Below are 24,462 nucleotides of genomic sequence, written 5' to 3'. Positions count from 1 at the left end.
GCTTCAAAGGCCAGAGACCGATGCTCGATATCAAATGGATCCGCGATAACCCCGAAGCTCTGGACGAGGCGCTGAAGAAGCGCAGTGCAGAACCCTTGTCGGCAACTCTCCTGGCGATGGACGACAAGCGACGCGCCGCGATCCAGACGCTGCAGGACATGCAGTCGCGCCGCAACTCCGCCTCCAAGGAGATCGGCGCGGCCATGGCGCAGAAGAACACGGAGCTCGCCGAGAAGCTGAAGGCCGAGATGGCCAGCCTGAAGGACGCCATGCCGGCGGCCGAGCAGGAAGAGCGGGAAGCCGTCGCGGCCCTCGACGACGCCCTGTCTCGCATCCCCAATATCCCTCTCGATGATGTGCCGGTCGGCAAGGATGAGCACGACAACGTCGTTGCGCGCACCATCGGCCAGAAGCCCGGCTGGAACCATCCTGCCAAGGAGCACTTCGAAATCGGCGAAGCTCTCGGCTACATGGATTTCGAGCGCGCCGCCAAGCTCTCGGGCGCCCGCTTCACGGTACTGACGGGACCGCTTGCAAGGCTCGAACGGGCTCTCGGCCAGTTCATGCTCGACATGCACACGACCGAGCATGGCTATACGGAAGTCTCGTCGCCGCTGATGGTGCGAGACGAAGCCATGTTCGGCACCGGCCAGCTGCCGAAATTTGCCGAAGAGCTGTTCCGGACCACCGACGGCCGCTGGCTTATCCCGACCGCCGAGGTCACGCTCACCAATCTCGTCTCGGCCGAAACGCTGGAGCAGGAAAAGCTGCCCCTGCGCTTCACGGCGTTGACGCCGTCCTTCCGCTCGGAAGCGGGCTCGGCCGGACGCGACACCCGCGGCATGCTGCGCCAGCATCAGTTCTGGAAATGCGAACTGGTGTCGATCACCGACGCGGAAAGCTCCATTGCCGAACACGAGCGCATGACCGAATGTGCCGAGAACGTTCTGAAGCGGCTTGGCCTGCATTTCCGCACCATGACGCTTTGTACCGGCGACATAGGTTTCAGTGCCCGCAAGACCTATGACATCGAGGTCTGGCTGCCGGGTCAGGATGCCTTCCGCGAAATTTCCTCCTGTTCCGTCTGCGGCGATTTCCAGGGTCGGCGCATGAATGCCCGTTATCGTGGCAAGGACGAGAAGGCGCTCCGCTTCGTTCACACGCTGAACGGTTCCGGCGTCGCTGTCGGTCGGTGCCTGATCGCGGTGCTTGAGAACTATCTGAACGAAGATGGCTCCGTCACAATTCCGGACGCGCTTGTGCCCTATATGGGTGGAATAACGAGGATCGAGCGGGCAAGCTGATGCGGATCTTGCTGACCAATGACGACGGCATTCATGCGGAAGGTCTGGCCGTCCTCGAGCGGATCGCCCACAGCCTGTCCGACGATGTCTGGATCGTGGCACCTGAAACCGATCAGAGTGGACTCGCGCATTCCCTGACGCTGTCGGAGCCGCTTCGCCTGCGCCAGGTAGGCGAAAAACGATTTGCTCTGCGCGGAACGCCGACGGATTGCGTCATCATGGGTATCAGCGAGATCATGCGTGGCAAGCCGGATCTGGTTCTCTCCGGCGTCAACGACGGCGCGAACATGGCCGACGATGTCACTTATTCCGGTACGGTTGCCGGCGCGATCGAAGGCACGCTCCAGGGCGTGCGCTCCTTTGCGCTGAGCCAGATGGTGCGGCGGGAAAACGGTCGCTTCGCGCCGTGGGACGTAGCCGAGACCTATGCGCCGGACCTGATCCGCAAGCTGTCTAATCTCGATCTGCCTGCCGGCACCTTTCTTAACCTGAACTTTCCGAACTGCGACCCTCAGGATGTGCAGGGTGTCGAAGTCACCGCGCAAGGCAAGCTTGATTCCGGCCTTGAAATCGATGCGCGCGAGGACGGACGTGGCCGGCCCTATTACTGGCTGCGCTTTTCGGACCGCAAGAGCCAGTTCCGTGAAGGAACGGATGTGCATGCGGTCAAGAGCAACAAGATATCCGTAACGCCGCTGAAGCTCGATCTGACGGACTACTCCGTGCAGGATCAGGTCGCTTCGGCGCTCGGATCCGGAGCTTCGTCTTGAGGTCCGGAATGGTCGAGAAGGAAGGCTTTGCGGCACTCGTGCTGCGTCTTCGCTCAGAGGGAATCTCCGACCTCGATCTATTGACGGCTGTCGAGCAGACGCCTCGTTCGCAATTCGTGCCGCCGACGCTCACGGATGAAGCCTATTCGAGCCGGACCATCCCGATCGAATGCGGCTCCTTCATGGAAGGCGCCGATCTTGCTGTGAGACTGCTTCACCGGCTGCAGGTGAAGCCCGGCCATCGCGTGCTCGAAATCGGCACAGGCAGCGGCTTCATGGCCGGCGTCATCGGTCGAATCGCCGAACGGGTCTTGAGCGTCGAGCGTTACAAGACGCTCGTGACGGAAGCTCAGGCCCGTATGGATGCGATGGGGCTCCGCAACGTGATCGTGCGGCAGGCGGACGGCAGCAACGGCATGCCGGGTGAGGGCACTTTCGACCGGATACTTGTAACGGCAGCCTTCACGACGCTCCCGCGTTTTTATGCCGAGCAACTGACCCATGGCGGCTCGATGGTGGCACCGCTGATGCTCGACGGCGAGAATTGCATGATGACCCGCCTGACGAAGACCGGAAGCCGTTTCGAGCGCGAGGACTTGTTCCAGGCGCCTTATCTTCCGATCGTGCCACAGATTGCCTCAGCGCTCTGAAGGTTCCGCTTCAGGCAGTCCCTTCATCGACATGGTTAGCAATTTCCAAAAAATATGATCCTCAGGTCTCCGCCTTAACCGCGCGGTAAGACTAACCGGCTTTAATGACTCTCACGATGGTTGCGTCATTTGTAGGTCGAGTCATGGGTCTCAAGAGTTCTCCGAAAATCGGAACATCAGTCGCAAAGTTTGCGGTTGCGGCCTTGCTAGCCAGCGCGGCAACAGGTTGCAGTTCAGATGCGACCCGTTTTTCCGGCCTTTTTTCCAAGGATAATTTCACCACCGCATCGATCCCGCAGCGGCAGGTCGGTGGTGCTTACGGTCAAGCGCCGACGCCGCAGGGCGATATGGGGGCAGGGCAGGCTCTGCCGCCTGTCCAGCAGAATACATACGGTTCGCGCTCCGCAGCGATGAACCAGCCATATCCGGGCAATTCCGGAGGCTACGCTTCCCCGGCCCGTTCGGCGGCAGCGCCGGTTGCGGTACAGCGCTCGGATCTTTCGGCGCCGAATGCACCCAGTTCTTCGGCCATGTCCCGAGCGCCTGTCGCCAATCGCGACCCCGGCACCAGGCAGGAAGCCATGGCGCAGCCTTTCCCCGGTCGCGCTCCCGCGGGCCAAACGCTGACAGCTCCCACACAGCGTCCAACCAGGGCAGACAATGTCGTTACCGGCACGACACCCATGTCCGGATGGTCGACAGTCAACGCGCCTCGGGTCACTTTGAAGCCCGGCGAGACGGCAGCCACGCTTGCGCGGCGCTATGGCGTGCCGGAAAAGGAGATCGTCAAGGCGAATGGCGGCGTGTTTGCCGCCGGACAGTCCGTCATCATCCCGACCTTCGGTCCCGCCCGTGCCTCTGCCAAGACGGCCGCGAGCGATATCGACTTGCAGAACAAGGTTCCAACTCCCTCGCGTGAGCCGGAGCAGAAGGTTGCCGTCCTGCCTTCCGCCAGCCGCGACAAGGCCATGGCGGAGCCGGCCAAGCTCACGCCTCCCGGCGGCAAGCCGCTGGGCGGGAACTATGTGGTGAAGCCTGGCGATACGGTTGCCAAGATCGCCAAGGCCACAGATACGCCAATTGACCAGCTCAAGGCCGCCAACGGGATCACTGCGCAGGGTGTCCGGATCGGGCAGAGCCTGAAGGTCGTCAACGGGGCTGCTGCTCAGGATACGGTCAAGACAGCGTCCATTCCTGAAAAGCCGGCCGTAGCGCCGAAGCCTGTTGCCTCGGCAGCGACGACCGCTACGGCTCCTGTTGCCGCCGTTGCTCCGGCTGCCGCAAAGCCTGCAGCGGAAACTGCCTCGTTGACGGATGTCGAGAAGAAGTCCGACAACGGTACTGCCGCGCCTCAGTCCACTGGCATCGGCAAATATCGCTGGCCCGTTAGTGGCGCCGTGATCGCGGGCTACGGCGCGAACGTGGACGGCAACCGTAATGACGGTATCGATATCTCGGTGCCGGAAGGCACGCCGATCAAGGCGGCCGAAAACGGCGTCGTTATCTATGCTGGCAACGGGCTCAAGCAGCTCGGAAACACCGTGCTGGTCCGTCATGACGATGGCAAGGTCACCGTTTATGGCCACGCCGGAGCGATCAACGTGACGCGCGGCCAGAAGGTAACGCGCGGCCAGTCGATTGCATCCTCAGGCATGAGCGGCGACGCCAAGCGTCCGCAGGTTCACTTTGAAGTCCGCAAGGATGCGACCCCGGTCAACCCCATCACCTTCCTTGAATAGAGTAGTGCGTTTCAGGGGGACGACGAAAAAGCCCGGCAATGCCGGGCTTTTTTGCGTTTCGTGGTGAGGGACTTAGGAGGGTCAGCTCCTGTTCAGCGGCTTGCGGAGCCTGCCTGCGAGATCCTGGATATACTGCCAGGCGACGCGACCCGAGCGCCCGCCGCGCGTCGTCGCCCATTCAAGCGCCTGCGCATGCAGGGTTTCACGGTCCAGCCCCAGATCGAAATAGTCGGCATAGCCGTTGATCATGGTCAGGTAGTCTTCCTGGCTGCACTTGTGGAAGCCGAGCCAGAGACCGAAGCGATCGGACAGGGATACTTTCTCTTCCACCGCTTCGGACGGGTTGATGGCGGTCGATTGCTCGTTCTCCATCATGTTGCGCGGCAGGAGATGACGCCGGTTGGACGTCGCATAGAACAGAACGTTTTCTGGCCGCCCCTCAATGCCGCCGTCGAGCGCCGCCTTCAGCGATTTATAGGCGGTATCGTCGTGGTCGAAGGAGAGGTCGTCGCAGAAGAGGATGACGCGCTGATCAGACGCCTTGAGAATGTCCAGCAGGTTGGGGAGCGTCGCAATGTCTTCCCGATGCACCTCGACCAGCTTCAACGGGTTTCCGGTGGATGCGCGCACATCCGCATGCACCGCCTTGACGAGAGACGATTTGCCCATGCCACGCGCACCCCAAAGCAGTACGTTGTTGGCTGCAAAACCTTCGGCAAACCGCAGCGTGTTCTCGTGCAGGATATCGCGCACATGATCGACACCCCGGATCAGGCCAAGCGCCACCCGGTTGGGCCGCGGCACCGGTTGCAGACGCTGGTTTGCCGGCACCCAGACGAAGCAGTCTGCCGCCTGCCAGTCGTTGACCGCAGGTGCGGCCCCCGCCAGGCGTTCCAGCGCGTCCGCCAGTCGGCGGACCTCATGCAGAATCTTCAGGTTCAGTTCTTCGCTCATCATGATGTTCCGGTCTCATCGGTCGTCAAATGCTGCGGTAACATGCAAGTGTCGGTGTCAAAAGGCTCTGGACGGTGGATTTGGTACGGAAAGCGGCCGCTTTTTGTTGCATTCGCATCGATCGCAACTATATTCCGGCGGCTTGTAGCGGGGGCCGACGGCTCCGATCATTGTAGGAGTTGTTGATGTTCATCACCGAAGCATTCGCCCAGACTGGTGCCGCAGCGCCGTCAGCATATGGGACGGATTCCATCATGCAGATGGTGCTTCTCTTCGCCCCGCTGATGGTGGTCTGGTATTTCTTCCTGATCCGTCCGCAGCGCGCCCAGGCCAAAAAGCGTCAAGACACGCTTTCCAGCATTCGCCGGGGTGACCAGGTCGTGCTCGGTGGTGGTCTCTTGGGCAAGGTGACCAAAGTGATCGACGACAACGAAGTCGAGGTCGAAATCGCCGATGGCATCAAGGTTCGGGCAATGCGTTCCTATATCGCCGAAGTTCGCGTCAAGGGCGAGCCGGTCAAGGCCGAGACGCCCGCGAAAGTATAAGGCGCTACAGGGCGGCTTCACGCCGTGTGCGGACGGGGAACTGTCCGTTTGCTGCCGATAGGAAAGACCTGACGATGGCCAAAGGCATTGAAATTCGCGAGGCCCATTTTCCGGGCCGCGCTCCCATCGATGCCTATGGCAATGGCGGCTTTCGCTTTGCCGACATGTCTCATCGCGGCTCTCTCCTGTGCCTTCCCTCGGGCATTCACGGTTGGGATATGCAGGAGGGGGATCCATTGACAGTTGCCGCCTTGGCGGAGTTGTTGAGCGAAGCTTCCGACATCGAAGTTCTGCTGGTCGGCACTGGCTCGAAGTTGAGGCCCATCCCGGCCGAGGTGAAAGCGGCGCTGAGGGCGAGAGGTATTTCGTCCGACCCGATGAGCACCGGCGCCGCGGTCCGCACCTATAATATCATGCTTGCGGAATCCCGGTCTGTGGCCGCTGCCCTGATAGCGGTTTAAACATGCAGGACGAGGCAACCCAGAACGCGGATACCTGTCTTGCCATGCTGCGGGATACGGATCGCGACCGGTATCTTGCCTGCCTGCTGTCTCCGGAAGATAAGCGTGGATCTCTGGCCGCTCTTTATGCCTTCAATGCCGAGATTGCCCGCGTGCGTGACGTTGTGCGCGAACCGTTACCGGGCGAAATTCGTCTGCAGTGGTGGCGGGATCTGCTGGAGGGCGATGCGAGCGGCGACAGCGGCGGCAACCCGGTTGCGGCGGCCCTGATCGAGACCGTCGAGCGCTACCGTCTGCCGCGCAAGACGCTGATCGACATGATCGATGCGCGCATCTTCGACCTTTACGATGATCCGATCACCGACCGCAACGCCTTCGAAGGCTATGCCGGCGAAACGGCTTCCGCATTGATCCAGCTTGCAAGCCTTATCCTGTCACCGGGCGATGCCGCCCGTGCTGCCGACTCGGCCGGCCACGCCGGCGTGGCGCAGGCGATCGCCGGTGTCATGCTCCTCCTGCCGGTTCATTGCAGCCGCGGGCAGCTCTATCTGCCTCTGGAGATCCTGGCTGCAACAGGGCTTGATCGAACCTCTTTCCTGAACGCCACTGACAAGCCTCGCATTTCGGCAGCCATCGAGGCATTTGCCGGTCTGGGCTTGGAGCACCTGGCCAAAGCGCGCAATGCCGGTCCTGTTCCGGCTTCGGTGTTCGCCGCCTATCTTCCCGTGGCCTCGACCGGTCCGATCCTTCAACGCGCTGCCCGTCTGGGAGCAGCGGTTCTCGATGGCGGGCTACAGCCGGCCCAATGGCGGCGGCAGCTGCGGATGATGCGGGCGGCCTTCGCCAAGCGTTTTTGAGCCGATCTCCTCGCCACATTCGCGCAAGGCTCGGCTGCTACAGCCATTGCGGTGTCCGCGCAGCAAAGGAAAAAGTGGGTGAGTTCCTGGATCGTCTGGTTGGGTATCGTGGGCGCGCTCATTGCTCTTGCCTATTACGTAACTCGCATCGCCAAGAGCGAGGAGGCGGATAGCCGTCAGGATACGGGGCTTGCCATCCTGGAATTCGGGCGCGCCTTTCCCCAGGAAGCCATTCGCGCACTGCACGCGACGGCCGACGGCAACGCAATTTTCGTTCGCCTGCACGATGGCAAGGCGGGATTCATGCGAAACAACCGCTCGCACTATGCTTGCTCTTTGATAAGGCCAGGCCGGGTGCGCGTCATTCCCTTGCCCGATGCCAAAGGCTTCAGCGCCGAATTTCTCGACTTGCCCAGCCACAACGGCAATTTTCTGTTTGGGAGCGAGACGGAAGCAGCCGAAGTCTCGCTCTGGTTGCTCGATAATCATGTCAGCATTGCCGACCGTCAGGCAGAACTGGCCGAGGAGCCGGTTAGCCTAGAGCCAGCCAGCGAGAGCAATCCTTAAGGGCCCGGGCGGCCATGAGCTGCCGCTTCATGATCGTCTTGTCCTTGCCTCGAAAACGCTTGACGCCTTCCGGCCTGACGATGGAGCCGGGCTCCAGCTCCGGAAACAGCCCGAAATTCACGTTCATAGGCTGGAACGACCGCTTGCCGGGCTCGTCCTCCGACATCAGATGCCCGCCGGTGATATGGCTGAGAAGAGCGCCGAAGGCAGTCGTTGATGGCGGCGGCACAGGATCGACACCCTTGCGCTCGGCGGCCGCGAACCGACCTGCAAGCAGCCCGATCGCCGCACTTTCCACATAGCCCTCGCAGCCGGTGATCTGGCCCGCAAAGCGTAGGCCCGGCCTGCTCTTCAGCGTCAGGGTCCGGTCGAGAAGCATCGGTGACTGGATATAGGTATTGCGGTGCAGGCCACCGAGGCGGGCAAATTCGGCATTCTGCAGCCCCGGAATCATCCGGAAGATCTCCGCCTGTGCCCCGTATTTCAGCTTCGTCTGGAAGCCGACCATGTTGAAAAGCGTGCCGAGTGCATTGTCCTGGCGAAGCTGCACCACCGCATATGCCTTGACGGTCGGGTTATGGGCATTGGTCAGCCCCATCGGCTTCATCGGCCCGTGCCGCAATGTTTCACGACCGCGCTCCGCCATGACTTCGATCGGCAGGCAGCCGTCGAAATAGGGTGTTCCCTCCCATTCCTTGAAGCCCACCGTGTCTCCGGCGATCAAGGCGTCCAAGAAAGCATTGTACTGCGCTTGGTCCATCGGGCAGTTGATGTAGTCCTTGCCGTTACCACCAGGGCCGACCTTGTCGTAACGGGACTGATGCCAGCAAATGTTCATGTCGATCGAATCGCGATGCACGATCGGCGCGATGGCGTCAAAGAAGGCGAGGTGATCTTCGCCCGTCTCCGCCTGAATGGCTTGGGCGAGGGACGGTGAGGTGAGTGGCCCGGTTGCAAGGATCGCGAGATCCCACTCCTTCGGAGGCAGGCCGGTCACTTCTTCACGCACCACCGTGATCAGCGGATGGGCATCGATTTCCTGCGTCACGGCAGCTGAGAAACCATCCCGATCCACCGCCAGCGCCCCGCCGGCGGGAACCTGGTTACGATCGGCGCAGGCAATGATCAGGGAGTTGGCAAGCCGCATTTCCGCGTGAATGACGCCGACGGCGTTTGCCGTCGCATCGTCGGACCGGAAGGAATTGGAACAGACGAGCTCTGCAAGGCTGTCCGTCCTATGCGCATCGGTTCCGCGGACGCCGCGCATTTCGTGAAGGATAACCGGAACACCGGACTGGGCGATCTGCCATGCAGCTTCGGAACCGGCAAGACCGCCGCCGACGACATGAATGGGGGAGAAGGAGTTATTGCTCATGGCCGCGGTGTTTATCACGCAGACCGTGAGACCGGAATCAAAAAGGCACCCGGAAAGGTGCCTTTCGTCATGCAACTATGTCGCTTTTTCTGTCCGCTATAGCCGCAGCGGCTTCATGCTGCGCGGCTGGCCTAAGGCCGATTAGCGGAAAGAGCGAGAAGCGATATTGCGGATGTCGTAACGGGTCAGGCCAATGTCGCTGAGAGCCTGGTTGGACAGGTTGCCCAATTCGTTCATCGTGCGGCGGTAGCTGATCCAGTTCTTTGCAATGCGGATCGGGTTCATGGTCGTTTCCTCAAATCAACTTTGTCCCGGTGATCTTTTGTCCCCGGCGATGGCGTTCTTATACATCCGCATAATAAAAATGTGCAGTGCAAAAAATATGCGACTGCCATGCATTTGTGCAATGCGTTGGCGTCTTTTTCGGCGGAGCCTGAAAAAAGGGCATCGCGTTACGGGGTTATCAATAGGGCCGCTTGAGGTGGATAAGCTCTAAGCACAAACGAAAAACGCCTCCCGAAGGAGGCGCTTTTAAAACCGATATATCTTTGGAATCAGGCTTAGAAACCGACTGCCGTGCGAGCAACGCGACGAATGTCGGAACGTCCGATGCCGAGGTCCGAAAGTTCGCGATCGGTCATGCGGCCGAGTTCCGTGACGGTTTCGCGGTACTTGCGCCAGTTGGTAAGCTTCTGTGCGATGTTCATGTGCGTGTCCTCTTCGGTGCGCGTCGCCGGCTCTTTTTCCGGCTTGATCTGATGCCCCGAATATATGCTGCGCCGCGAAATTGAATAGCGCCCATTCCGTATGTCACCTATGCGCTACGCGCATTTCGAGACGATTAACTATACGTTTTTCCGAAGGAAGTGACGCGAAATTAGGCGAATGAATGCCGCCAAGGCAAAGAGCAACGCCCACCGGGGGAGGATCCGGTGGGCGTTGTCATAATGACCAGCGATTGGGAGGAGGAGTATCGCCAGTCCCCTCGAAGCCGCACCGGGAGGAGGAATGCGCGGCTCGAATTACAGTCGCGAAGATATCCGCGGGCGTGTCGTTATACGGGTTGCCAAATCTGCAGAGCCGGAGACTTTAGGTAAAAAGCCGTCCGTCTCGGTAGTCTACTTATATTCAGTTCAGCGTGTCTTGTGCACTGCGATAGAAGAATGAATGCCATGCGGGTTTTGCATGGCAATCTCTTATTCCGATTCTATACATTAGATTTGAATAAAACCTTAACAAGCCAGCAGGGAGGACAAGGGGCGCGGAGCCGCGGAAGACCCGGAAATAGCGGGCAGGATGCTCTTTGTAAGACTGTCATTTTTCCTTTGCGCCCGCCGAAACGGGTGATATAGAGACGCGCGCTCCGGAAGGCCTCGGCGCGAGGGTTTTCGACGCGGTTTGAGCGCGGGTATGGTGAAATTGGTAGACACGCCAGATTTAGGTTCTGGTGCCGCAAGGCGTGGGAGTTCAAGTCTCTCTACCCGCACCAGAATTGCCAGGGGTGCGGTCCGCACGAGGTCCTGGCGAACTGAATCGCTCTAAAGCCGCGATTGGTCACTTTGAAGTTTCGGTGGAGTGCTCATTGAAACGAACGGCTGTCTGAGCACCGCCGCCACGATAAAAAGGTATAAAAATGCAGGTTACGGAAACGCTCGCTGAAGGGCTGAAGCGCGAAATCAAGGTTATCATTCCGAAGCAGGACATGGAGGCGCAGCTCAACGTGCGTCTCGCCGATGCCAAGGATAAGGTCCGCATCAACGGCTTCCGTCCCGGCAAGGTGCCGGTCGGGCATCTGAAGAAGATGTATGGCAAGTCCATCATGGCTGAGCTCGTCAACGAGATCGTCCGTGACCGTCCGAGCCAGATCCTTTCCGAGCGCGGCGAAAAGTCTGCCACCCAGCCGTCGGTCGCAATGACCGAGGACGAGTCGGAAGCAGACAAGATCCTCAACGCCCAGGCCGATTTCGAATTCACGCTCTCCTATGAAGTCATCCCGCCGATTGAGCTGAAGGCGACCGACAGCCTGACCGTTACCCGCGAAGTCGTGGAAGTTTCGGAAGACGAGGTCAACGAGCAGATCCTCAAGATCGCCGAAAGCGCCCGTACCTACGAAGCCAAGCAGGGCGAAGCTCAGGACGGCGACCGCGTCACCATGAATTACCTCGGCAAGGTCGACGGTGAGGCCTTTGATGGCGGTGCTGCCGAAGATGCCGAGCTGGTCATCGGTTCCGGCCGCTTCATCCCTGGCTTCGAAGAGCAACTGGTCGGCATCAAGGCAGGCGACGAGAAGCAGATCATCGTCACCTTCCCGACCGAGTATCCTGCAGCCGAACTCGCCGGCAAGGAAGCCACCTTCGACATCACCGTCAAGGAAGTAGCGGCTCCTGCCGAACTCGAGATCAACGACGACCTAGCCTCCAAGCTCGGCATCGAGTCGGTCGATCGCCTTAAGGAGGTCGTACGCGGCCAGATCGAAAGCCAGTACGGCAACGTCACGCGTCAGAAGGTCAAGCGCCAGATTCTCGACCAGCTTGACGAGATCTACAAGTTCGAAACGCCGCAGACCCTGGTCGACGCCGAATTCGACAACATCTGGCGGCAGATCAACACCGATCTGCAGCAGTCGGGCAAGACATTTGAAGACGAAGAAACCACGGAAGAAGAAGCCCGTGTCGAGTATCGCAAGCTGGCTGAACGCCGCGTGCGCCTGGGCCTGGTCCTCTCCGAAATCGGCGAAAAGGCCGGCGTCGAAGTGACCGAGGAAGAAATGCAGCGTGCGCTTTATGCGCAGTTGCAGCAGTTCCCCGGCCAGCAGAAGGAAATTCTCGACTTCTTCCGCAATACCCCCGGCGCTTCCGCATCGCTGCGCGCTCCGATCTTCGAAGAAAAGGTCATCGACAAGCTGCTCTCCGAAATCAACGTGACGGACAAGACCGTGACGAAGGAAGAGCTGATGGCCGAGGAAGAAGAGGGCGCAGACGGCGCCGACAAGCCAGCCAAGAAGGCTTCTTCCAAGAAGAAGGCTGCCAAGGCTGAGGCTGACACGGCAGAAACTGCCGAGGCTGCTTCTGAAAGCGCCGAAGCCGCTGCTCCGAAGAAGAAGGCCGCGCCGAAGAAGAAGGCTGCTGAAGACAGCGCCGAATAAGTTTCGCATCAATGCGTTAAAGAAGCCGGGTCGGTAACGATCCGGCTTTTTTGTTGTCACCACTCACCGAAGTCTGCCGCCATGATCCGCATCGAAAACATCAGCAAGTCGAACAGCCACCGCATCCTTTATATAGAAGCCTCTGCCGCGCTGAACCGGGGAGAGAAGATCGGCCTGGTCGGCCCGAACGGCGCCGGCAAGACGACGCTGTTTCGGATGATCACCGGCCAGGAGGCGCCGGATGAAGGTCAGGTCGGGGTCGAAAAGAACGTCTCGATCGGCTACTTTAACCAGGATGTCGGCGAAATGGCGGGACGCAGCGCCGTCACCGAGGTCATGGATGGGGCAGGCCCCGTCAGCGTCATTGCGGCCGAGCTGCGGGAGCTGGAAGCGGCCATGGTCGACCCTGATCGCATAGACGAGATGGATGCCATCATCGAGCGCTATGGCGAGGTTCAGGCCCGTTACGAGGAACTGGACGGTTACGGGCTGGAGGCGCGTGCCCGCGAGGTCCTGGCAGGTCTCAGCTTTAGCCAGGAAATGATGGAAGGCGATGTCGGCAAGCTCTCCGGCGGCTGGAAGATGCGCGTGGCGCTTGCCCGCATCCTTCTGATGCGCCCGGACGTCATGCTGCTCGACGAGCCCTCGAACCATCTGGATCTGGAAAGCCTGATCTGGCTGGAGCAGTTCCTGAAGAATTACGACGGCGCTCTGCTGATGACCTCGCACGACCGCGAGTTCATGAACCGCATCGTCAACAAGATCATCGAAATCGATGCCGGTTCACTCACGACCTATGCCGGCGACTACGGCTTCTACGAGCAGCAGCGCGCCCAGAACGAAAAGCAGCAGCAGGCGCAATTCGAACGCCAGCAAGCCATGCTTGCCAAGGAAATCAAGTTCATCGAGCGGTTCAAAGCGCGCGCCTCGCATGCCGCTCAGGTGCAGAGCAGGGTGAAGAAACTCGACAAGATCGATCGGATCGAACCGCCGCGCCGCCGCCAGACGGTCGCTTTCGAATTCCAGCCGGCTCCGCGTTCCGGCGAGGACGTGGTCAACCTGAAAGGCGTCCACAAGACCTATGGCAGCCGGACGATTTATGAAGGCCTGGATTTCATGATCCGCCGCAAGGAGCGCTGGTGCATCATGGGCGTCAACGGCGCCGGCAAGTCCACGCTTCTGAAGCTGATCGCGGGATCGGCCGAACCGGATGAGGGCAGCGTCAATATCGGCGCCAGCGTCAAGATGGGCTATTTCGCCCAGCACGCCATGGATCTGCTGGATGGCGAACTGACCGTTTTCGAGTGGCTGGAGGCAGAGTTTCCGCGCGCCGGGCAGGGCGCCTTGCGCGCGCTTGCCGGTTGCTTCGGCTTTTCCGGCGACGACGTCGAAAAGAGATGCCGGGTGCTCTCCGGTGGCGAGAAGGCACGTCTCGTCATGGCGGCAATGCTCTTCGATCCGCCCAACTTCCTGGTGCTGGACGAACCGACAAACCATCTTGATCTCGACACCAAGGAAATGCTGATCAAGGCGCTGTCAGATTATGAAGGCACCATGCTTTTTGTCAGCCACGACCGGCATTTCTTGTCTGAGCTGTCGAATCGGGTGTTGGAACTGACGCCGGATGGCATTCAGCGGTATGACGGCGGCTACACGGAATATGTGTCACGTACCGGTTACGAGGCACCTGGCCTGCAGGCTTGAGCAAGTCGAACGCGAGCGCCTTGATAAAAGAACGGCTGTTCTTCGGGAACCTCGGCGGGCGCGGCGTGTTACGCGGCCCGGTAATCCCATCAGGCTCAAGGAGCGTTCGCATGCAGATCAAGGCCATTCTCTTCGATATCGACGGCACGTTGGTAGACAGCAACGACATGCACGTTATGGCCTGGGAGGAAGCTTTTTCAGGCATCGGCAAGACCTTCGACCGAAAAACCATTCATGACCAGATCGGCAAGGGCGCCGACATGCTGATCCCGACGCTTCTTCCGGATCTCGATGAGGCGAAGCGGGAGGAATTGGCCGAGAAGCAGGGGCAAATCTACAAGGCGAAATATCTGGAACAGGCAAAGCCTTTCCCGCAGGCGCATGATCTGCTGGCTCATGTGCAGGCGCGCGGGCAAAAGGTGGTGCTGGCCACCTCTTCCTCCCAGGAGCAGCTTGATTACTATCTGGGTCTTCTCGACGTCCATGACGTCGTGACCGCGACGACGAGCGGCAGCGATGTGGAAAAGACGAAGCCGGCCCCGGATATCTTTTCGACGGCCTTGAGGAAGCTACCGGGCGTCGAGGCCAAAGAGGTGCTCGTCGTCGGAGACACTCCCTACGATATCGAGGCGGCGCAGGCATGCGGCATTGCGACTGTTGCACTCAGATCCGGCGGCTTTTCGGATACCGTGCTCCGCGATGCGGGCGCGCTTGTCATATACGACGATGTGGCAGCGTTGCTGGCGGACTACGACAATTCCCCGCTGGGGCGCTGACTCAAACGTAAACAGCCGGCGTTGAAGCCGGCTGCGTGTCGGTTCTGGACATTGGATCCGTCAGTTGCAGACGCGGAGCGTCTCGATATGCCAGCCGCCATCATAGGCGTTGGGAACGCGGCGATCTTCCATCCAGCACCGTGGTGGGGGCGGTGGCGGCGGTTCCACGTAGCGCGGGCCGCCATTGGCGATAGCACCGCCGATCAATCCGCCGATCACGCCGGCAGCCAGGCCACCTGCAATGACCCTGCCGGTATTGTCACGATGGTGATGCCGCGATGAGCCGCGATCGTCCCAGCGCGGTGGCGGGCGGCGGTCGTCCCAGCGCGGTGGCGGTCCGTCGTAATACTGAGCGAAGGCATTGGTCGCCGGCAGAATCGCGGTGCTGAGCGCGGCGGCCAAAGCCAAGGTGGAAAACGCGGTCTTCTTCATATTTGCGTCCCGATTTACGCGCCCCGGGAAGGTGGGGCGAGATTGACAGTGTCAGGACCCATCATGGCATTTTCAAGCTTAACGGATCTTGAATGAAACCTTTGCCTGATCCTTTCGCAGTCACCTGCACAAGAAAAAGCCCTGCATATGAACAGCCCAAATGAATGGGCCAGTTCATACGGCAGGGCTTTTGTTCGACTTGGAGGTCGGGTCTTACTGATGGATCGTGTATGATCCCATGGCGCAAAGGTCCTGCGTATCTTCCATGTTTTCGAAGCCGGAATCTGCCGTGAATTCGAATCGCATGTCGTATTTGCAGACGGCACGGCCATCGGCGATGGTGATCTGCATGCTCTCGCCTGGGCCGAGCGTGTCCTTGCCGAACACATCTTCTTCCCAGTTATCGACGCCTACAGGCGAACTATAAAAACGCTCCAGCGTGCCACTGGTCGTGTTCTTCAGCGTAAAGACGAGATCTTCTGCCTGAGATGCACCTGCGGATATAAGGATAGCTGCAAGCGCGCCCGCTGCAGCAAAGATAATCTTTGTCACGAATGTCCCCTCTTCCCCAAAAAACGGGTGAAGCAGACATATCATAACGGGGCCGGTCTGCAACAAGGCTCGGCGTTAATGGTAAATTCCGGCAAGTTACTTGGCGGGCGGAAACTGCCGATGAAGTTGCCATTTCTGCGATCAGACGGCTGTCTGAAGCTCGCCAGCCGCTTGATCGTCCTTTTCACTTGCGCGTTGATAGGCGGGGCGTAGTGCGAGCCGGCCGAAATACTGCTCGAATACCGGACGCTTTTCGATACTGCCGAACTGCAGGCCCCAGCCGATCTGCGAGCCGACATAGACATCGGCTGCTGTGAAACTGTCTCCGGCGATGTACGAGTTGGTGCGCAGCGCCAGTTCGAGGGTATTCATGACGTCGGAGAAGCTGCCGTAGCCAACCATGCGTTCTCGACCTGCCGGCACGTCGACTCCGAGCGCGCGGTTCGTCACCGCCGCTTCCAAAGGACCTGCACCGAAGAACATCCACCGATAGTAATTGGCGCGTGCGTTGACAGGCGGCGCCAGCCCGGCGGAAGGAAAGGCGTCGGCAAGATAGGCGCAGATGGCTGCACACTCCGTCACGACGCTCTTTCCGTGCACCAGTGTCGGCACCTTTGCCATCGGGTTGATGGCCCGATAGCCATCGTCCTTCATGGTCGTGCCAAACTGGAGGATCTCCACGCGGTAGGCAACGCCGGCTTCTTCCAGCATCCAGCGGGCAATACGACCTCGCGACATCGGGTTCGTGTAGAGTACCAGTTCGTCGGTCATGAAACCTCCTCATCGTTCGCTATTCGTTCTAGGACGGCTATGTCACAGGATCAAGACTTGGACGAGTCGGATATCAAAGTGGCTTGCGGTACTGGATAAAGCCGGCGTTCAGCGCGACGCGATCGTAAAGCCTCCTGGCCACCAAATTGCTCTCATGCGTCAGCCAATATAGACGGCTGGCGTTCTTTTCCCGCGCAAGACTGGCGACGGCTTCGATCAGCGCTTCACCCGTACCCTTTCCGCGTTGGTTGTCGTCTACGTAGAGATCTTGCAGGTAGCAGGTCCAGTCGGGAAGCCAGCAGGAGCGATGGAAGATGGTGTGCACGATGCCCACCAGCCTGCTCGTTTCATCGAAGGCGCCAAGCGCATACATAGGCTCGGCCTCATCGAGAAACCGGTTCCAAGTCAGGTCGTAGATCTCATCCGGCAGGACGGTGTCATAAAAGCTGAGATAGGCTTCCCACAGCGGCGTCCAGGCTGCGTGGTCAGAAGGCTGAAGCGGACGAACGGTAATCGGCATGATGATACCCCAAATGAAAACGGCGGAGATTGCTCCCCGCCGCTCCATCTTAACCGATATTTTGCTGCTTAGGCAGACATGGCCGTCTTAAGGTTTTCGTCGATCTTGTCGAGGAAGGCAGTGGTCGAAAGCCAGGGCTGGTCCGGTCCGATCAGCAAGGCCAGATCCTTGGTCATGTAGCCGGATTCGACCGTCGCAACGCAGACGGTTTCGAGCGTCGTTGCGAACTTTGCGAGTTCTGCATTGTCGTCCAGCTTGGCGCGGTGTGCAAGACCGCGAGTCCAGGCGAAGATCGACGCGATCGAGTTCGTCGAGGTCTCCTGACCCTTCTGGTGCTGGCGATAGTGGCGTGTCACCGTGCCGTGCGCAGCTTCGGCTTCGACCGTGCGGCCATCCGGCGATAGCAGAACCGAGGTCATCAGGCCGAGCGAGCCGAAGCCCTGGGCAACCGTGTCGGACTGCACGTCGCCGTCATAGTTCTTGCAGGCCCAGACGTAGCCGCCGGACCACTTGAGCGCCGAGGCGACCATGTCGTCGATCAGGCGGTGTTCGTAGGTGATGCCGATTTCGTCGAACTTCGCCTTGAACTCGGTCTGGTAGACCTCCTCGAAGATATCCTTGAAGCGGCCGTCATAGGCCTTGAGGATCGTGTTCTTGGTCGACAGGTAGACAGGCCACTGGCGCATCAGGCCGTACATCATAGAGGCACGGGCAAATTCGCGGATCGATTCGTCGAGATTGTACATGGCCATGGCGACACCGGCGCCGGGCGCGTCGAACACGTCCTTCTCGATCACCTGGCCGTCTTCGCCGACGAACTTGATCGTCAGCTTGCCTTTGCCGGGGAACTTGAAATCGGTTGCCTTGTATTGGTCGCCGAAAGCATGGCGGCCGACCACGATTGGCTTGGTCCAGCCGGGAACAAGGCGGGGTACGTTCTTGCAGATGATCGGTTCGCGGAAGATAACGCCGCCGAGGATGTTGCGGATCGTGCCGTTCGGGCTCTTCCACATCTGCTTCAGGCCAAATTCCTCGACACGCTGCTCGTCGGGCGTGATGGTCGCGCATTTGATGCCGACGCCGTGCTTCTTGATCGCATGGGCGGCGTCTATCGTCACCTGATCGTTGGTAGCGTCGCGATTTTCGACCGAGAGATCGTAATATTCGATGTCGAGATCGAGATAGGGCAGGATCAGCTTGTCCTTGATCAACTGCCAGATGATGCGGGTCATCTCGTCACCGTCGAGATCGACGACCGGGTTTGCTACCTTGATCTTTTGCATGGATTCCTCTTGACGTAAGCGGGGGCCGGGGCCCCGACGGGTTGTCTGCCAGTGGCTGCGCTATAGCATCGCAACGGCGGAACGCAAAGCCATTCAGGCGCCGGCGGATGCTTTTCCGCATCTGGTCGGCCTACCGGCAAACGCAGTTTTCGAATGCCCTTGCCAAACCACAAACCGGGCGTAATGTCCCGCGCAAACCACCTCCAACGTCTGGGTGACAGCCATGCGGACCGCGCTCATTGCTCTATCTCTTTCGCTGATCGGCAGCGCTGCTGCCGCTGCCGATCCCACCGATCCAGTCAAGGAAGTCCTAAAGGACACCCAGGACAACTGGAACACTGTAGACAGCGACGGGAAGTATATTTTCGATCCGGATCCATTGTCCCGGCTCTACAGCAAGAAGTTTCAGACGACCTATGCGGAGGCGGCCAAGCACCCCGCCTATGATACGGAAAACAACAAGCCGGGTGATCCCTTCGGCTACGACGTGATCACCAGCTCCCAGGATGGCTGCCCGCTTCAGGACGTCACAATGAAGGCGGCGCCTGCGGTAAACGGCGTCACAGACGTCACCGTCACCTTCAAGCAGTGGACCTGCGTGGATGATGCGGAGGTGAAGAACAGCGTCACCGAAGTGCATTTCGACGTGATCGACGAAAACGGCAAACCCGTCATCAACGACATCCACCGCTTAGCTGACGGGGAACGGGATTCGTTGGTCGAGGAAATGGAATCGGTAGCCAAGGGCGAGTGAGCATGCACGAGGAGCGACCGGCTGGACAAACGCCGCGCCTCCCCTCTAAGAGACCTTCGGGAGGCTGTTCTACATTTCGAAGGACTAGTGATGACCCGACGCTTGGCCTTGCCCGACTGGCTGTTGGCGCATGATCCCGCCCTGTCCAGGGCTCGGATGGGCGGCCGTGTCACGCTCACCATTCTCGTTTCGGTCGGGCTTCTGATTCTCTTCCATCTCCTCGTTGCGGCTCTGCCGCCGATTGCTTACGGCCTCACGATCATCCTCTCGATCGAGAGCGGAGTGGCGGTCCGGGACCTGTCCCAGCGAGATCAGACCAAGACCCGGCTGCTTGGTTGCGTCGCAAGTCTTCTCTGCGTGGCCGTTGCCGCCGTCCTCGAAGATCACCGCGTTGTTTCCGATCTCGTATTCCTTCTGGTCATCTTCTGCGCCAGCCTGGCGAGAGTCTTCGGACCGCGAGGCTTTGCAATCGGCATGTTCGCCTTCACCTCCTATTTCATCGGCGCCTATCTACATCCTTCGCCGGCAGAGCTTCCTTTCGCGGCATTGGGTCCGGTGGTGGCCGTGGCGGTTGGCTACGCCGTGCGCAAATGGATATTCTTCGATGATCGCAGACGGGATGCGCTGCAGGCTCTGGTGGCGGTTCAAGCTCGCACCGACGATATCCTGGCGCGTCTGGAACTGCTGGCGGTGGCCGGAGAATGGACGGAGAAGGACCGGACGGGGCTTCATCGGCTGGAGGAGCGCCTCAAGGATGTTGTGCTGATGGCGGATAGTTTTCTGCCCATGGCGGCGGAGGAGGATGCGAACAATCGCCGCGAAGACAGCGGGCTGGCCGCGGTCGCCATGCGCCTTTTCGATCTGCATCTGGCGGCCGAAAGCCTCATAGTACTGTCGTTGGAGAGCTTGCCTCCGGTGGGGCTGATAGAGGCCGTGCTGAATGGCGATGGCGACCGCGTCCGCCACTTTTCCGCACGGGCGGATCAGGAAACGTCCAAAGCCAAGCTACCGGCAGGCGAAAGCGTCCGCGCACTCATGTGGCTCCATGGAGCACGCGAGGCGCTGGCCGCCGACATTGGCCGGATCGATCATGGAGATCTGGACATGGCGGGCGGGGACAGACCCGCAACGCCTTCGGCGACGCTCGACTTGTCGCTCAAGAATCCGGCGGTGCGGGCGGCGTTGCAGATTACTATCGCCTCGGCCATTGCCATGGTCTTCGGCCTTCTCCTGTCGCGGGAACGGTGGTTCTGGTCCGTTCTGACCGCCTTCCTCGTCTTCACCAATACCAAGTCGCGTGGCGATACGGCGATCAGGGCCGTCCAACGTTCGACAGGCACATTGTTGGGGGTCGTGATCGGGCTCGGCATCGCGACGCTTCTTGTCGGCAATATGGTGGCGACGGTCGTGCTCGCCTCCATGACGGTGTTCCTCGCCTTCTATTTCCTTCAGGTTTCCTATGCGGTGATGAGCTTCTTCATCACCATCACGCTCTGCCTGGTCTATGGCCTGATCGGCCAACTGACGGTCGATCTTCTGTTTCTGCGTCTGGAGGAGACCTTGATCGGTGCTCTGGCAGGCACATTTGCCGCCTTCGTCGTGCTTCCTGCATCTACGCGTGCCGTGCTCGATGAAGCGCTTGCCCGCTGGTACGATGGGCTGCGTCAGCTTCTTGATGCGGCCGACGAAGGGCGAGGGCGCCTGGAACTCATCGAACTGTCGCGGAAACTGGATGCCGCTTACAAGGATCTGACGCTCGCCGCAAAGCCGCTCGGTGCGTCCTGGTCTGTCGTGACGCGGCCGGGACAGATACGGCAGACGCTTGCCATATTCATGGCATCTACCTACTGGGCTCGCATCTTTGCCAACACGACCGCCTCGATATCGGCGGATAACGCGGTCACTGAGGCAATATCCTCGGCGCGGCAGGCGCTGGAAGCTGTCGCGCCGCGCGGATCCGACTGTTTTCTTCAGCGCCGGGACGAGCGGCGCACCGGCAGCCGCTATCTTCCCATATCTGAAGACGGGTCGCGTCTTGGGCTCGTTATGATCGGTAATCTGCTCGATCGGCTTTACCCTCGGACATAACGTGCTTGCGGGTGTGACGAGGGATCGTTATTGCCGTCAAAACATCAGCGGAAACGGATATGTCAGGCACGAACAGCGAAAGAGAACTGATTGCGGAAGGCCCGGCCATCATTCTGGTCGAACCGCAACTCGGGGAAAACATCGGCATGGTGGCACGCGCCATGGCCAATTTCGGCCTGGCGGAACTTCGGCTCGTCAGCCCCCGCGATGGCTGGCCCAGCGAGAAGGCGCGGTCTGCGGCATCGAAGGCCGATCATGTCATCGATGGCGCGCAAGTATTCGATACGCTGGAAGATGCCTTGCGCGACCTGAATTTCGTCTATGCGACCACGGCGCGGGAGCGTTACGGGTTCAAGCCCGTGCGGTCGCCGGTGACGGCAGCCACGACCCTGCGCGAAAAGTTCGTTGGCGGCGAGAAGACCGGCATCATGTTCGGGCGCGAGCGCTGGGGCCTGACCAATGAGGAAGTGGCGCTCGCCGACGAGATCGTCACCTTCCCGGTCAATCCGGCCTTCGCATCGCTCAACATCGCCCAGGCCGTGCTTCTCATGTCCTATGAGTGGATGAAGTCCGGCATGGAGGATATGGGACGTACGCCGTTCCAGTCGCTCGAGCAGCGGCCCTCCACCAAGGAACAGGTCTTCGGCCTTTTCGAGCATATCGAGGAGGCGCTCGATGCGCGCGGTTATTTCCATCCGCCCGAAAAAAAGCCCAAGATGGTGGACAACCTGAGGGCCGTGCTATCGCGACGGAGCTTCACAGAACAGGAGATTAGCGTTTTTCGCGGCGTAATCCGGTCGATCGACCGTTTTCCGCGCAAGCGACCCGAGCCCCTGCTGGCCGGGAACGATAGCGGTGGGGAAGGGGAGACTTCAGGGAATGACAGCGACACGTGACCTGAAGCCGGTACTGATGTTCGATTCGGGGATCGGCGGCCTGACCGTGCTGCGTGAAGCGCGCGTACTGATGCCGGAGCGCGGCTTCATCTACGTCGCCGACGACGCGGCATTTCCTTATGGCAGCTGGGAGGAGGAGGCGCTGACAGCTCGAATCCTCTCGCTGTTCGAGACGCTGCTGGTCGAATACCGGCCTGAGATCTGCATCATCGCCTGCAACACCGCTTTCACGCTTGCGGGCGCGGCATTGCGCGAAACATTCCCTGACATGACCTTCGTGGGCACCGTGCCGGCCATAAAACCTGCTGCCGAGCGAACCCGCTCAGGTCTTGTTTCCGTGCTGGCGACGCCGGGAACCGTCAAACGCGCCTATACGCGTGACCTTATCCAGTCCTTTGCCAGCCAATGCCATGTCCGGCTGGTCGGCTCGGAAAATCTTGCCCGCATGGCGGAGGCCTATATCCGAGGCGACGCCTTGTCCGATGAAGCGGTGATGGCCGAGATCGCGCCCTGCTTTGTCGAGAAGGATGGGCAGAAGACCGACATTGTCGTACTCGCCTGCACCCATTATCCCTTCATGGCGAACCTGTTCCGGCGGCTGGCACCATGGCCGGTGGACTGGCTCGATCCGGCAGAGGCTATCGCCCGTCAGGCCCGCCGCAAGGTGCCGGAAGTGGATGGCGCCGTTCATCCCGAGCATTACGACTTCGCTGTCTTCACCTCTGGTACGCCGGATTTTGCCACGAGCCGCCTCATACAGGGCTTCGGCCTGCATAGCCGCTAACCGAGCGACTGTAGCGGATCTGCAACATTCCGGACGTATGTCCTGCAAACGCAGATTGCAGGCTTGTGGGCAGCGGGGACCTGTGTCACCTTCGCTAAGTCCGCAATTCGTGAACGAAAGGAGGCGCATGATGACTTATTTTATCCCGCAGATGCGCCTTACTCGCGGACATTCGGCCACGCGCAACCAGATGCTGTCTGGCACGGTCCGCGTTCGCCCTGTGCAGGCGTATTCCGCCTAATTCCCTAGCCCTACGGCGATTTATCCAACCGAGTTGACGCGAAGCGAAACCGTGCATGTCTCGCGACATGTAGCCGTTTCTCTGCGCGTTTTCCAAACCAGCAAAGGACCCGCCGCTGCGACGCCGCGGGAATGAAGAACCATGTCAAAAATACCTCTTATGGTTGTCGACGTCGTTAGCGACCTGCATCAGGAATACGGCTTCTGGAGGATAGCGCGCGCTCTCTTGGTGTCCGCTATCAGCCGCCGCCACAAGACCAACAATATGCAGGACCTTGACGACCGGATGCTACGCGACATCGGCCTGGAGCCGAACACTCAAGTCAGGGAGCATCGTCTGATAGGGGTTCCGATAGGCTTTGAGCGGCGGAGGTTGCGCCTTTGACGCGCGGGCCTCCGCGAGGGAGGCTCGCCTGATAGCTGGACCCATTCTCCCGCCGCTGCCGGCGGTTGGATGGGTCCCCAGCCGGCTGCTCGCACGGGCCTGTGGCAGGTCAGTCGATGGATTATCGCCGCTTGAGAGCCCTTGCCAACGCTCCGCCGTCATGGCTTGCTTGCCCTCATCTGGACAAGGAGTCTTATATGTCGCTTGAGCACTGGCTGGCTTTCGCCGCCGCATCTTCCATCCTGCTTGCCATTCCGGGTCCGACGATCCTGCTTGTCATTTCCTATGCGCTTAGCCACGGGCGCAAAGCGGCATCGGCCACTGTCGCAGGCGTAGCGCTGGGTGACTTCACTGCCATGACAGCGTCCATGCTGGGCCTCGGTGCGCTGCTTGCGGCGTCCGCCCTGCTGTTCACCGTGCTGAAATGGGTCGGCGCTGCCTATCTCATTTATCTCGGCATCAAGCTCTGGAAGACTCCGGTCACCAAGGCGGCAATGGAGGAAGGTGCCGAGGAAAAGCAGGTCTCCAAGCCCTTTCGCATTTTTCTGCATACCTATGTCGTTACGGCGCTGAACCCCAAGAGTATCGTCTTTTTCGTGGCCTTCCTGCCGCAATTCCTGGACCTCAGCCGACCGCTCCTGGCGCAGATGGCGATCTTCGAGGTCACCTTCCTGATCCTCGCGACCATCAATGCGACCCTTTACGGTCTGCTGGCTTCCATGGCGCGCAACTCGATCCGCAAACCGAAAGTGCAGAGGATCGTCAACCGCACCGGCGGCTCGCTGATGATCGGCGCCGGGCTCCTGTCGCTCAGCTTCAAGCGCGCCGCGGGCTGATCCTCGTTATGAGGCCACGCAAAGCCTGTGCATTTCCCATGTTGCCCGGCGAAACGAATCCTGATCTCTGCTAG

General features: G+C 60.0%; 25 protein-coding genes and 1 tRNA gene. 17 read left to right on the top strand and 9 right to left on the bottom strand.

Annotated elements, in window-relative coordinates; translation table 11 throughout:
- The first annotated feature begins 20 nt into the window (after nucleotides 1-20).
- The 4 genes from serS to EPK99_RS18460 all read left to right on the top strand — a co-directional run bounded on the left by serS (nucleotide 21) and on the right by EPK99_RS18460 (nucleotide 4,463).
- Entirely contained in the window at nucleotides 21-1,304 is a 1,284-nt protein-coding gene (gene serS, locus EPK99_RS18475; RefSeq protein ID WP_128444562.1) for a serine--tRNA ligase, read from the top strand.
- Nucleotides 1,304-2,074: a 5'/3'-nucleotidase SurE gene (gene surE / locus EPK99_RS18470; RefSeq protein ID WP_128444561.1), complete on the top strand. Its 771-nt coding sequence runs from the start codon at nucleotides 1,304-1,306 to the stop codon at nucleotides 2,072-2,074. Before serS ends, surE begins: the two co-directional genes overlap by 1 nt.
- A gap of 8 nt (nucleotides 2,075-2,082) precedes the next feature.
- Complete coding sequence (locus EPK99_RS18465) at nucleotides 2,083-2,724, top strand: protein-L-isoaspartate(D-aspartate) O-methyltransferase (protein ID WP_425374224.1); 642 nt, start codon at nucleotides 2,083-2,085, stop codon at nucleotides 2,722-2,724.
- A 116-nt stretch (nucleotides 2,725-2,840) separates the two neighbouring features.
- Nucleotides 2,841-4,463 (top strand): LysM peptidoglycan-binding domain-containing M23 family metallopeptidase, encoded by a 1,623-nt coding sequence (locus tag EPK99_RS18460; protein ID WP_164901816.1) that lies wholly within the window; start codon nucleotides 2,841-2,843, stop codon nucleotides 4,461-4,463.
- 81 nt (nucleotides 4,464-4,544) lie between these two features.
- Here the strand turns inward: EPK99_RS18460 and EPK99_RS18455 are convergent, their stop codons facing one another.
- Entirely contained in the window at nucleotides 4,545-5,417 is an 873-nt protein-coding gene (locus EPK99_RS18455; RefSeq protein WP_164901815.1) for an ATP-binding protein, read from the bottom strand.
- Nucleotides 5,418-5,602: 185 nt separating this feature from the next.
- Between EPK99_RS18455 and yajC the strand changes: the two genes are divergently transcribed.
- From yajC to EPK99_RS18435, 4 genes are all read left to right on the top strand, one after another.
- Nucleotides 5,603-5,962: a preprotein translocase subunit YajC gene (yajC, locus tag EPK99_RS18450; protein WP_128444557.1), complete on the top strand. Its 360-nt coding sequence runs from the start codon at nucleotides 5,603-5,605 to the stop codon at nucleotides 5,960-5,962.
- A 74-nt stretch (nucleotides 5,963-6,036) separates the two neighbouring features.
- Nucleotides 6,037-6,423 (top strand): Mth938-like domain-containing protein, encoded by a 387-nt coding sequence (locus EPK99_RS18445; RefSeq protein WP_128444556.1) that lies wholly within the window; start codon nucleotides 6,037-6,039, stop codon nucleotides 6,421-6,423.
- Nucleotides 6,424-6,425: 2 nt separating this feature from the next.
- Nucleotides 6,426-7,280, top strand: a complete 855-nt coding sequence (locus EPK99_RS18440; protein ID WP_128444555.1) for a phytoene/squalene synthase family protein — start codon at nucleotides 6,426-6,428, stop codon at nucleotides 7,278-7,280.
- 78 nt (nucleotides 7,281-7,358) lie between these two features.
- On the top strand, nucleotides 7,359-7,847 hold the full coding sequence (locus EPK99_RS18435; RefSeq protein WP_245582484.1) for a hypothetical protein: 489 nt from the start codon (nucleotides 7,359-7,361) through the stop codon (nucleotides 7,845-7,847).
- Here the strand turns inward: EPK99_RS18435 and trmFO are convergent.
- The 3 genes from trmFO to EPK99_RS18420 all read right to left on the bottom strand — a co-directional run bounded on the left by trmFO (nucleotide 7,813) and on the right by EPK99_RS18420 (nucleotide 9,929).
- Complete coding sequence (trmFO, locus tag EPK99_RS18430) at nucleotides 7,813-9,222, bottom strand: methylenetetrahydrofolate--tRNA-(uracil(54)-C(5))-methyltransferase (FADH(2)-oxidizing) TrmFO (RefSeq protein ID WP_128444554.1); 1,410 nt, start codon at nucleotides 9,220-9,222, stop codon at nucleotides 7,813-7,815. The two genes, EPK99_RS18435 and trmFO, sit on opposite strands and share 35 nt — an antisense overlap.
- A gap of 141 nt (nucleotides 9,223-9,363) precedes the next feature.
- Nucleotides 9,364-9,507, bottom strand: coding sequence for a DUF1127 domain-containing protein (locus EPK99_RS18425; RefSeq protein WP_093000600.1), 144 nt, complete (start codon nucleotides 9,505-9,507; stop codon nucleotides 9,364-9,366).
- A gap of 275 nt (nucleotides 9,508-9,782) precedes the next feature.
- Nucleotides 9,783-9,929 (bottom strand): DUF1127 domain-containing protein, encoded by a 147-nt coding sequence (locus tag EPK99_RS18420; protein WP_128444553.1) that lies wholly within the window; start codon nucleotides 9,927-9,929, stop codon nucleotides 9,783-9,785.
- 697 nt (nucleotides 9,930-10,626) lie between these two features.
- Between EPK99_RS18420 and EPK99_RS18415 the strand changes: the two genes are divergently transcribed.
- From EPK99_RS18415 to EPK99_RS18400, 4 genes are all read left to right on the top strand, one after another.
- Nucleotides 10,627-10,711: transfer RNA gene (locus EPK99_RS18415), tRNA-Leu, on the top strand.
- Between the two features lie 144 nt (nucleotides 10,712-10,855).
- The gene (gene tig / locus EPK99_RS18410) at nucleotides 10,856-12,367 is read left to right on the top strand and encodes a trigger factor (protein WP_128444552.1); all 1,512 of its coding nucleotides are present in this window, start codon (nucleotides 10,856-10,858) and stop codon (nucleotides 12,365-12,367) included.
- An 81-nt stretch (nucleotides 12,368-12,448) separates the two neighbouring features.
- Entirely contained in the window at nucleotides 12,449-14,071 is a 1,623-nt protein-coding gene (locus EPK99_RS18405) for an ABC-F family ATP-binding cassette domain-containing protein (protein ID WP_128444551.1), read from the top strand.
- 110 nt (nucleotides 14,072-14,181) lie between these two features.
- Entirely contained in the window at nucleotides 14,182-14,847 is a 666-nt protein-coding gene (locus EPK99_RS18400) for an HAD family hydrolase (RefSeq protein ID WP_128444550.1), read from the top strand.
- 60 nt (nucleotides 14,848-14,907) lie between these two features.
- On the opposite strand, the gene EPK99_RS18395 is transcribed toward EPK99_RS18400, so the two are convergent.
- From EPK99_RS18395 to EPK99_RS18375, 5 genes are all read right to left on the bottom strand, one after another.
- The gene (locus EPK99_RS18395; RefSeq protein WP_128444549.1) at nucleotides 14,908-15,279 is read right to left on the bottom strand and encodes a hypothetical protein; all 372 of its coding nucleotides are present in this window, start codon (nucleotides 15,277-15,279) and stop codon (nucleotides 14,908-14,910) included.
- 213 nt (nucleotides 15,280-15,492) lie between these two features.
- The gene (locus EPK99_RS18390) at nucleotides 15,493-15,876 is read right to left on the bottom strand and encodes a hypothetical protein (RefSeq protein ID WP_425374216.1); all 384 of its coding nucleotides are present in this window, start codon (nucleotides 15,874-15,876) and stop codon (nucleotides 15,493-15,495) included.
- Nucleotides 15,877-15,972: 96 nt separating this feature from the next.
- Complete coding sequence (locus tag EPK99_RS18385; RefSeq protein ID WP_128444547.1) at nucleotides 15,973-16,602, bottom strand: glutathione S-transferase family protein; 630 nt, start codon at nucleotides 16,600-16,602, stop codon at nucleotides 15,973-15,975.
- A 73-nt stretch (nucleotides 16,603-16,675) separates the two neighbouring features.
- Nucleotides 16,676-17,122 (bottom strand): GNAT family N-acetyltransferase, encoded by a 447-nt coding sequence (locus EPK99_RS18380; protein WP_128444546.1) that lies wholly within the window; start codon nucleotides 17,120-17,122, stop codon nucleotides 16,676-16,678.
- 68 nt (nucleotides 17,123-17,190) lie between these two features.
- Nucleotides 17,191-18,405, bottom strand: coding sequence for an NADP-dependent isocitrate dehydrogenase (locus tag EPK99_RS18375; protein ID WP_128444545.1), 1,215 nt, complete (start codon nucleotides 18,403-18,405; stop codon nucleotides 17,191-17,193).
- Between the two features lie 223 nt (nucleotides 18,406-18,628).
- Between EPK99_RS18375 and EPK99_RS18370 the strand changes: the two genes are divergently transcribed.
- From EPK99_RS18370 to EPK99_RS18350, 5 genes are all read left to right on the top strand, one after another.
- Nucleotides 18,629-19,159 carry a hypothetical protein gene (locus EPK99_RS18370; protein ID WP_128444544.1) on the top strand — a complete coding sequence of 177 codons (531 nt, stop codon included), beginning with the start codon at nucleotides 18,629-18,631 and terminating at the stop codon, nucleotides 19,157-19,159.
- A 90-nt stretch (nucleotides 19,160-19,249) separates the two neighbouring features.
- Entirely contained in the window at nucleotides 19,250-21,247 is a 1,998-nt protein-coding gene (locus tag EPK99_RS18365; protein WP_128444543.1) for an FUSC family protein, read from the top strand.
- Between the two features lie 59 nt (nucleotides 21,248-21,306).
- Nucleotides 21,307-22,143, top strand: a complete 837-nt coding sequence (locus EPK99_RS18360; protein ID WP_128444542.1) for an RNA methyltransferase — start codon at nucleotides 21,307-21,309, stop codon at nucleotides 22,141-22,143.
- Complete coding sequence (gene murI / locus EPK99_RS18355; protein WP_128444541.1) at nucleotides 22,127-22,927, top strand: glutamate racemase; 801 nt, start codon at nucleotides 22,127-22,129, stop codon at nucleotides 22,925-22,927. Before EPK99_RS18360 ends, murI begins: the two co-directional genes overlap by 17 nt.
- An 822-nt stretch (nucleotides 22,928-23,749) precedes the next feature.
- Entirely contained in the window at nucleotides 23,750-24,388 is a 639-nt protein-coding gene (locus tag EPK99_RS18350) for a LysE family translocator (protein WP_128444540.1), read from the top strand.
- The last annotated feature ends 74 nt before the right edge of the window (nucleotides 24,389-24,462 follow it).

This window comes from Neorhizobium lilium, from assembly GCF_004053875.1.
GTDB classification, from domain to species: Bacteria; Pseudomonadota; Alphaproteobacteria; order Rhizobiales; family Rhizobiaceae; genus Neorhizobium; species Neorhizobium lilii.
This window is presented reverse-complemented; position numbering and strand designations above follow the sequence as displayed.

What these genes read in the sequence shown, in the direction of transcription:
- serS (WP_128444562.1), top strand. Translation starts at nt 21, where the DNA reads ATGCTCGATATCAAATGGATCCGCGATAACCCCGAAGCTCTGGACGAG.
- surE (WP_128444561.1), top strand. Translation starts at nt 1,304, where the DNA reads ATGCGGATCTTGCTGACCAATGACGACGGCATTCATGCGGAAGGTCTG.
- EPK99_RS18465 (WP_425374224.1), top strand. Translation starts at nt 2,083, where the DNA reads ATGGTCGAGAAGGAAGGCTTTGCGGCACTCGTGCTGCGTCTTCGCTCA.
- EPK99_RS18460 (WP_164901816.1), top strand. Translation starts at nt 2,841, where the DNA reads ATGGTTGCGTCATTTGTAGGTCGAGTCATGGGTCTCAAGAGTTCTCCG.
- EPK99_RS18455 (WP_164901815.1), bottom strand. Translation starts at nt 5,417, where the DNA reads ATGAGCGAAGAACTGAACCTGAAGATTCTGCATGAGGTCCGCCGACTG.
- yajC (WP_128444557.1), top strand. Translation starts at nt 5,603, where the DNA reads ATGTTCATCACCGAAGCATTCGCCCAGACTGGTGCCGCAGCGCCGTCA.
- EPK99_RS18445 (WP_128444556.1), top strand. Translation starts at nt 6,037, where the DNA reads ATGGCCAAAGGCATTGAAATTCGCGAGGCCCATTTTCCGGGCCGCGCT.
- EPK99_RS18440 (WP_128444555.1), top strand. Translation starts at nt 6,426, where the DNA reads ATGCAGGACGAGGCAACCCAGAACGCGGATACCTGTCTTGCCATGCTG.
- trmFO (WP_128444554.1), bottom strand. Translation starts at nt 9,222, where the DNA reads ATGAGCAATAACTCCTTCTCCCCCATTCATGTCGTCGGCGGCGGTCTT.
- EPK99_RS18425 (WP_093000600.1), bottom strand. Translation starts at nt 9,507, where the DNA reads ATGAACCCGATCCGCATTGCAAAGAACTGGATCAGCTACCGCCGCACG.
- EPK99_RS18420 (WP_128444553.1), bottom strand. Translation starts at nt 9,929, where the DNA reads ATGAACATCGCACAGAAGCTTACCAACTGGCGCAAGTACCGCGAAACC.
- tig (WP_128444552.1), top strand. Translation starts at nt 10,856, where the DNA reads ATGCAGGTTACGGAAACGCTCGCTGAAGGGCTGAAGCGCGAAATCAAG.
- EPK99_RS18405 (WP_128444551.1), top strand. Translation starts at nt 12,449, where the DNA reads ATGATCCGCATCGAAAACATCAGCAAGTCGAACAGCCACCGCATCCTT.
- EPK99_RS18400 (WP_128444550.1), top strand. Translation starts at nt 14,182, where the DNA reads ATGCAGATCAAGGCCATTCTCTTCGATATCGACGGCACGTTGGTAGAC.
- EPK99_RS18395 (WP_128444549.1), bottom strand. Translation starts at nt 15,279, where the DNA reads ATGAAGAAGACCGCGTTTTCCACCTTGGCTTTGGCCGCCGCGCTCAGC.
- EPK99_RS18390 (WP_425374216.1), bottom strand. Translation starts at nt 15,876, where the DNA reads ATGATATGTCTGCTTCACCCGTTTTTTGGGGAAGAGGGGACATTCGTG.
- EPK99_RS18385 (WP_128444547.1), bottom strand. Translation starts at nt 16,602, where the DNA reads ATGACCGACGAACTGGTACTCTACACGAACCCGATGTCGCGAGGTCGT.
- EPK99_RS18380 (WP_128444546.1), bottom strand. Translation starts at nt 17,122, where the DNA reads ATGCCGATTACCGTTCGTCCGCTTCAGCCTTCTGACCACGCAGCCTGG.
- EPK99_RS18375 (WP_128444545.1), bottom strand. Translation starts at nt 18,405, where the DNA reads ATGCAAAAGATCAAGGTAGCAAACCCGGTCGTCGATCTCGACGGTGAC.
- EPK99_RS18370 (WP_128444544.1), top strand. Translation starts at nt 18,629, where the DNA reads ATGCGGACCGCGCTCATTGCTCTATCTCTTTCGCTGATCGGCAGCGCT.
- EPK99_RS18365 (WP_128444543.1), top strand. Translation starts at nt 19,250, where the DNA reads ATGACCCGACGCTTGGCCTTGCCCGACTGGCTGTTGGCGCATGATCCC.
- EPK99_RS18360 (WP_128444542.1), top strand. Translation starts at nt 21,307, where the DNA reads ATGTCAGGCACGAACAGCGAAAGAGAACTGATTGCGGAAGGCCCGGCC.
- murI (WP_128444541.1), top strand. Translation starts at nt 22,127, where the DNA reads ATGACAGCGACACGTGACCTGAAGCCGGTACTGATGTTCGATTCGGGG.
- EPK99_RS18350 (WP_128444540.1), top strand. Translation starts at nt 23,750, where the DNA reads ATGTCGCTTGAGCACTGGCTGGCTTTCGCCGCCGCATCTTCCATCCTG.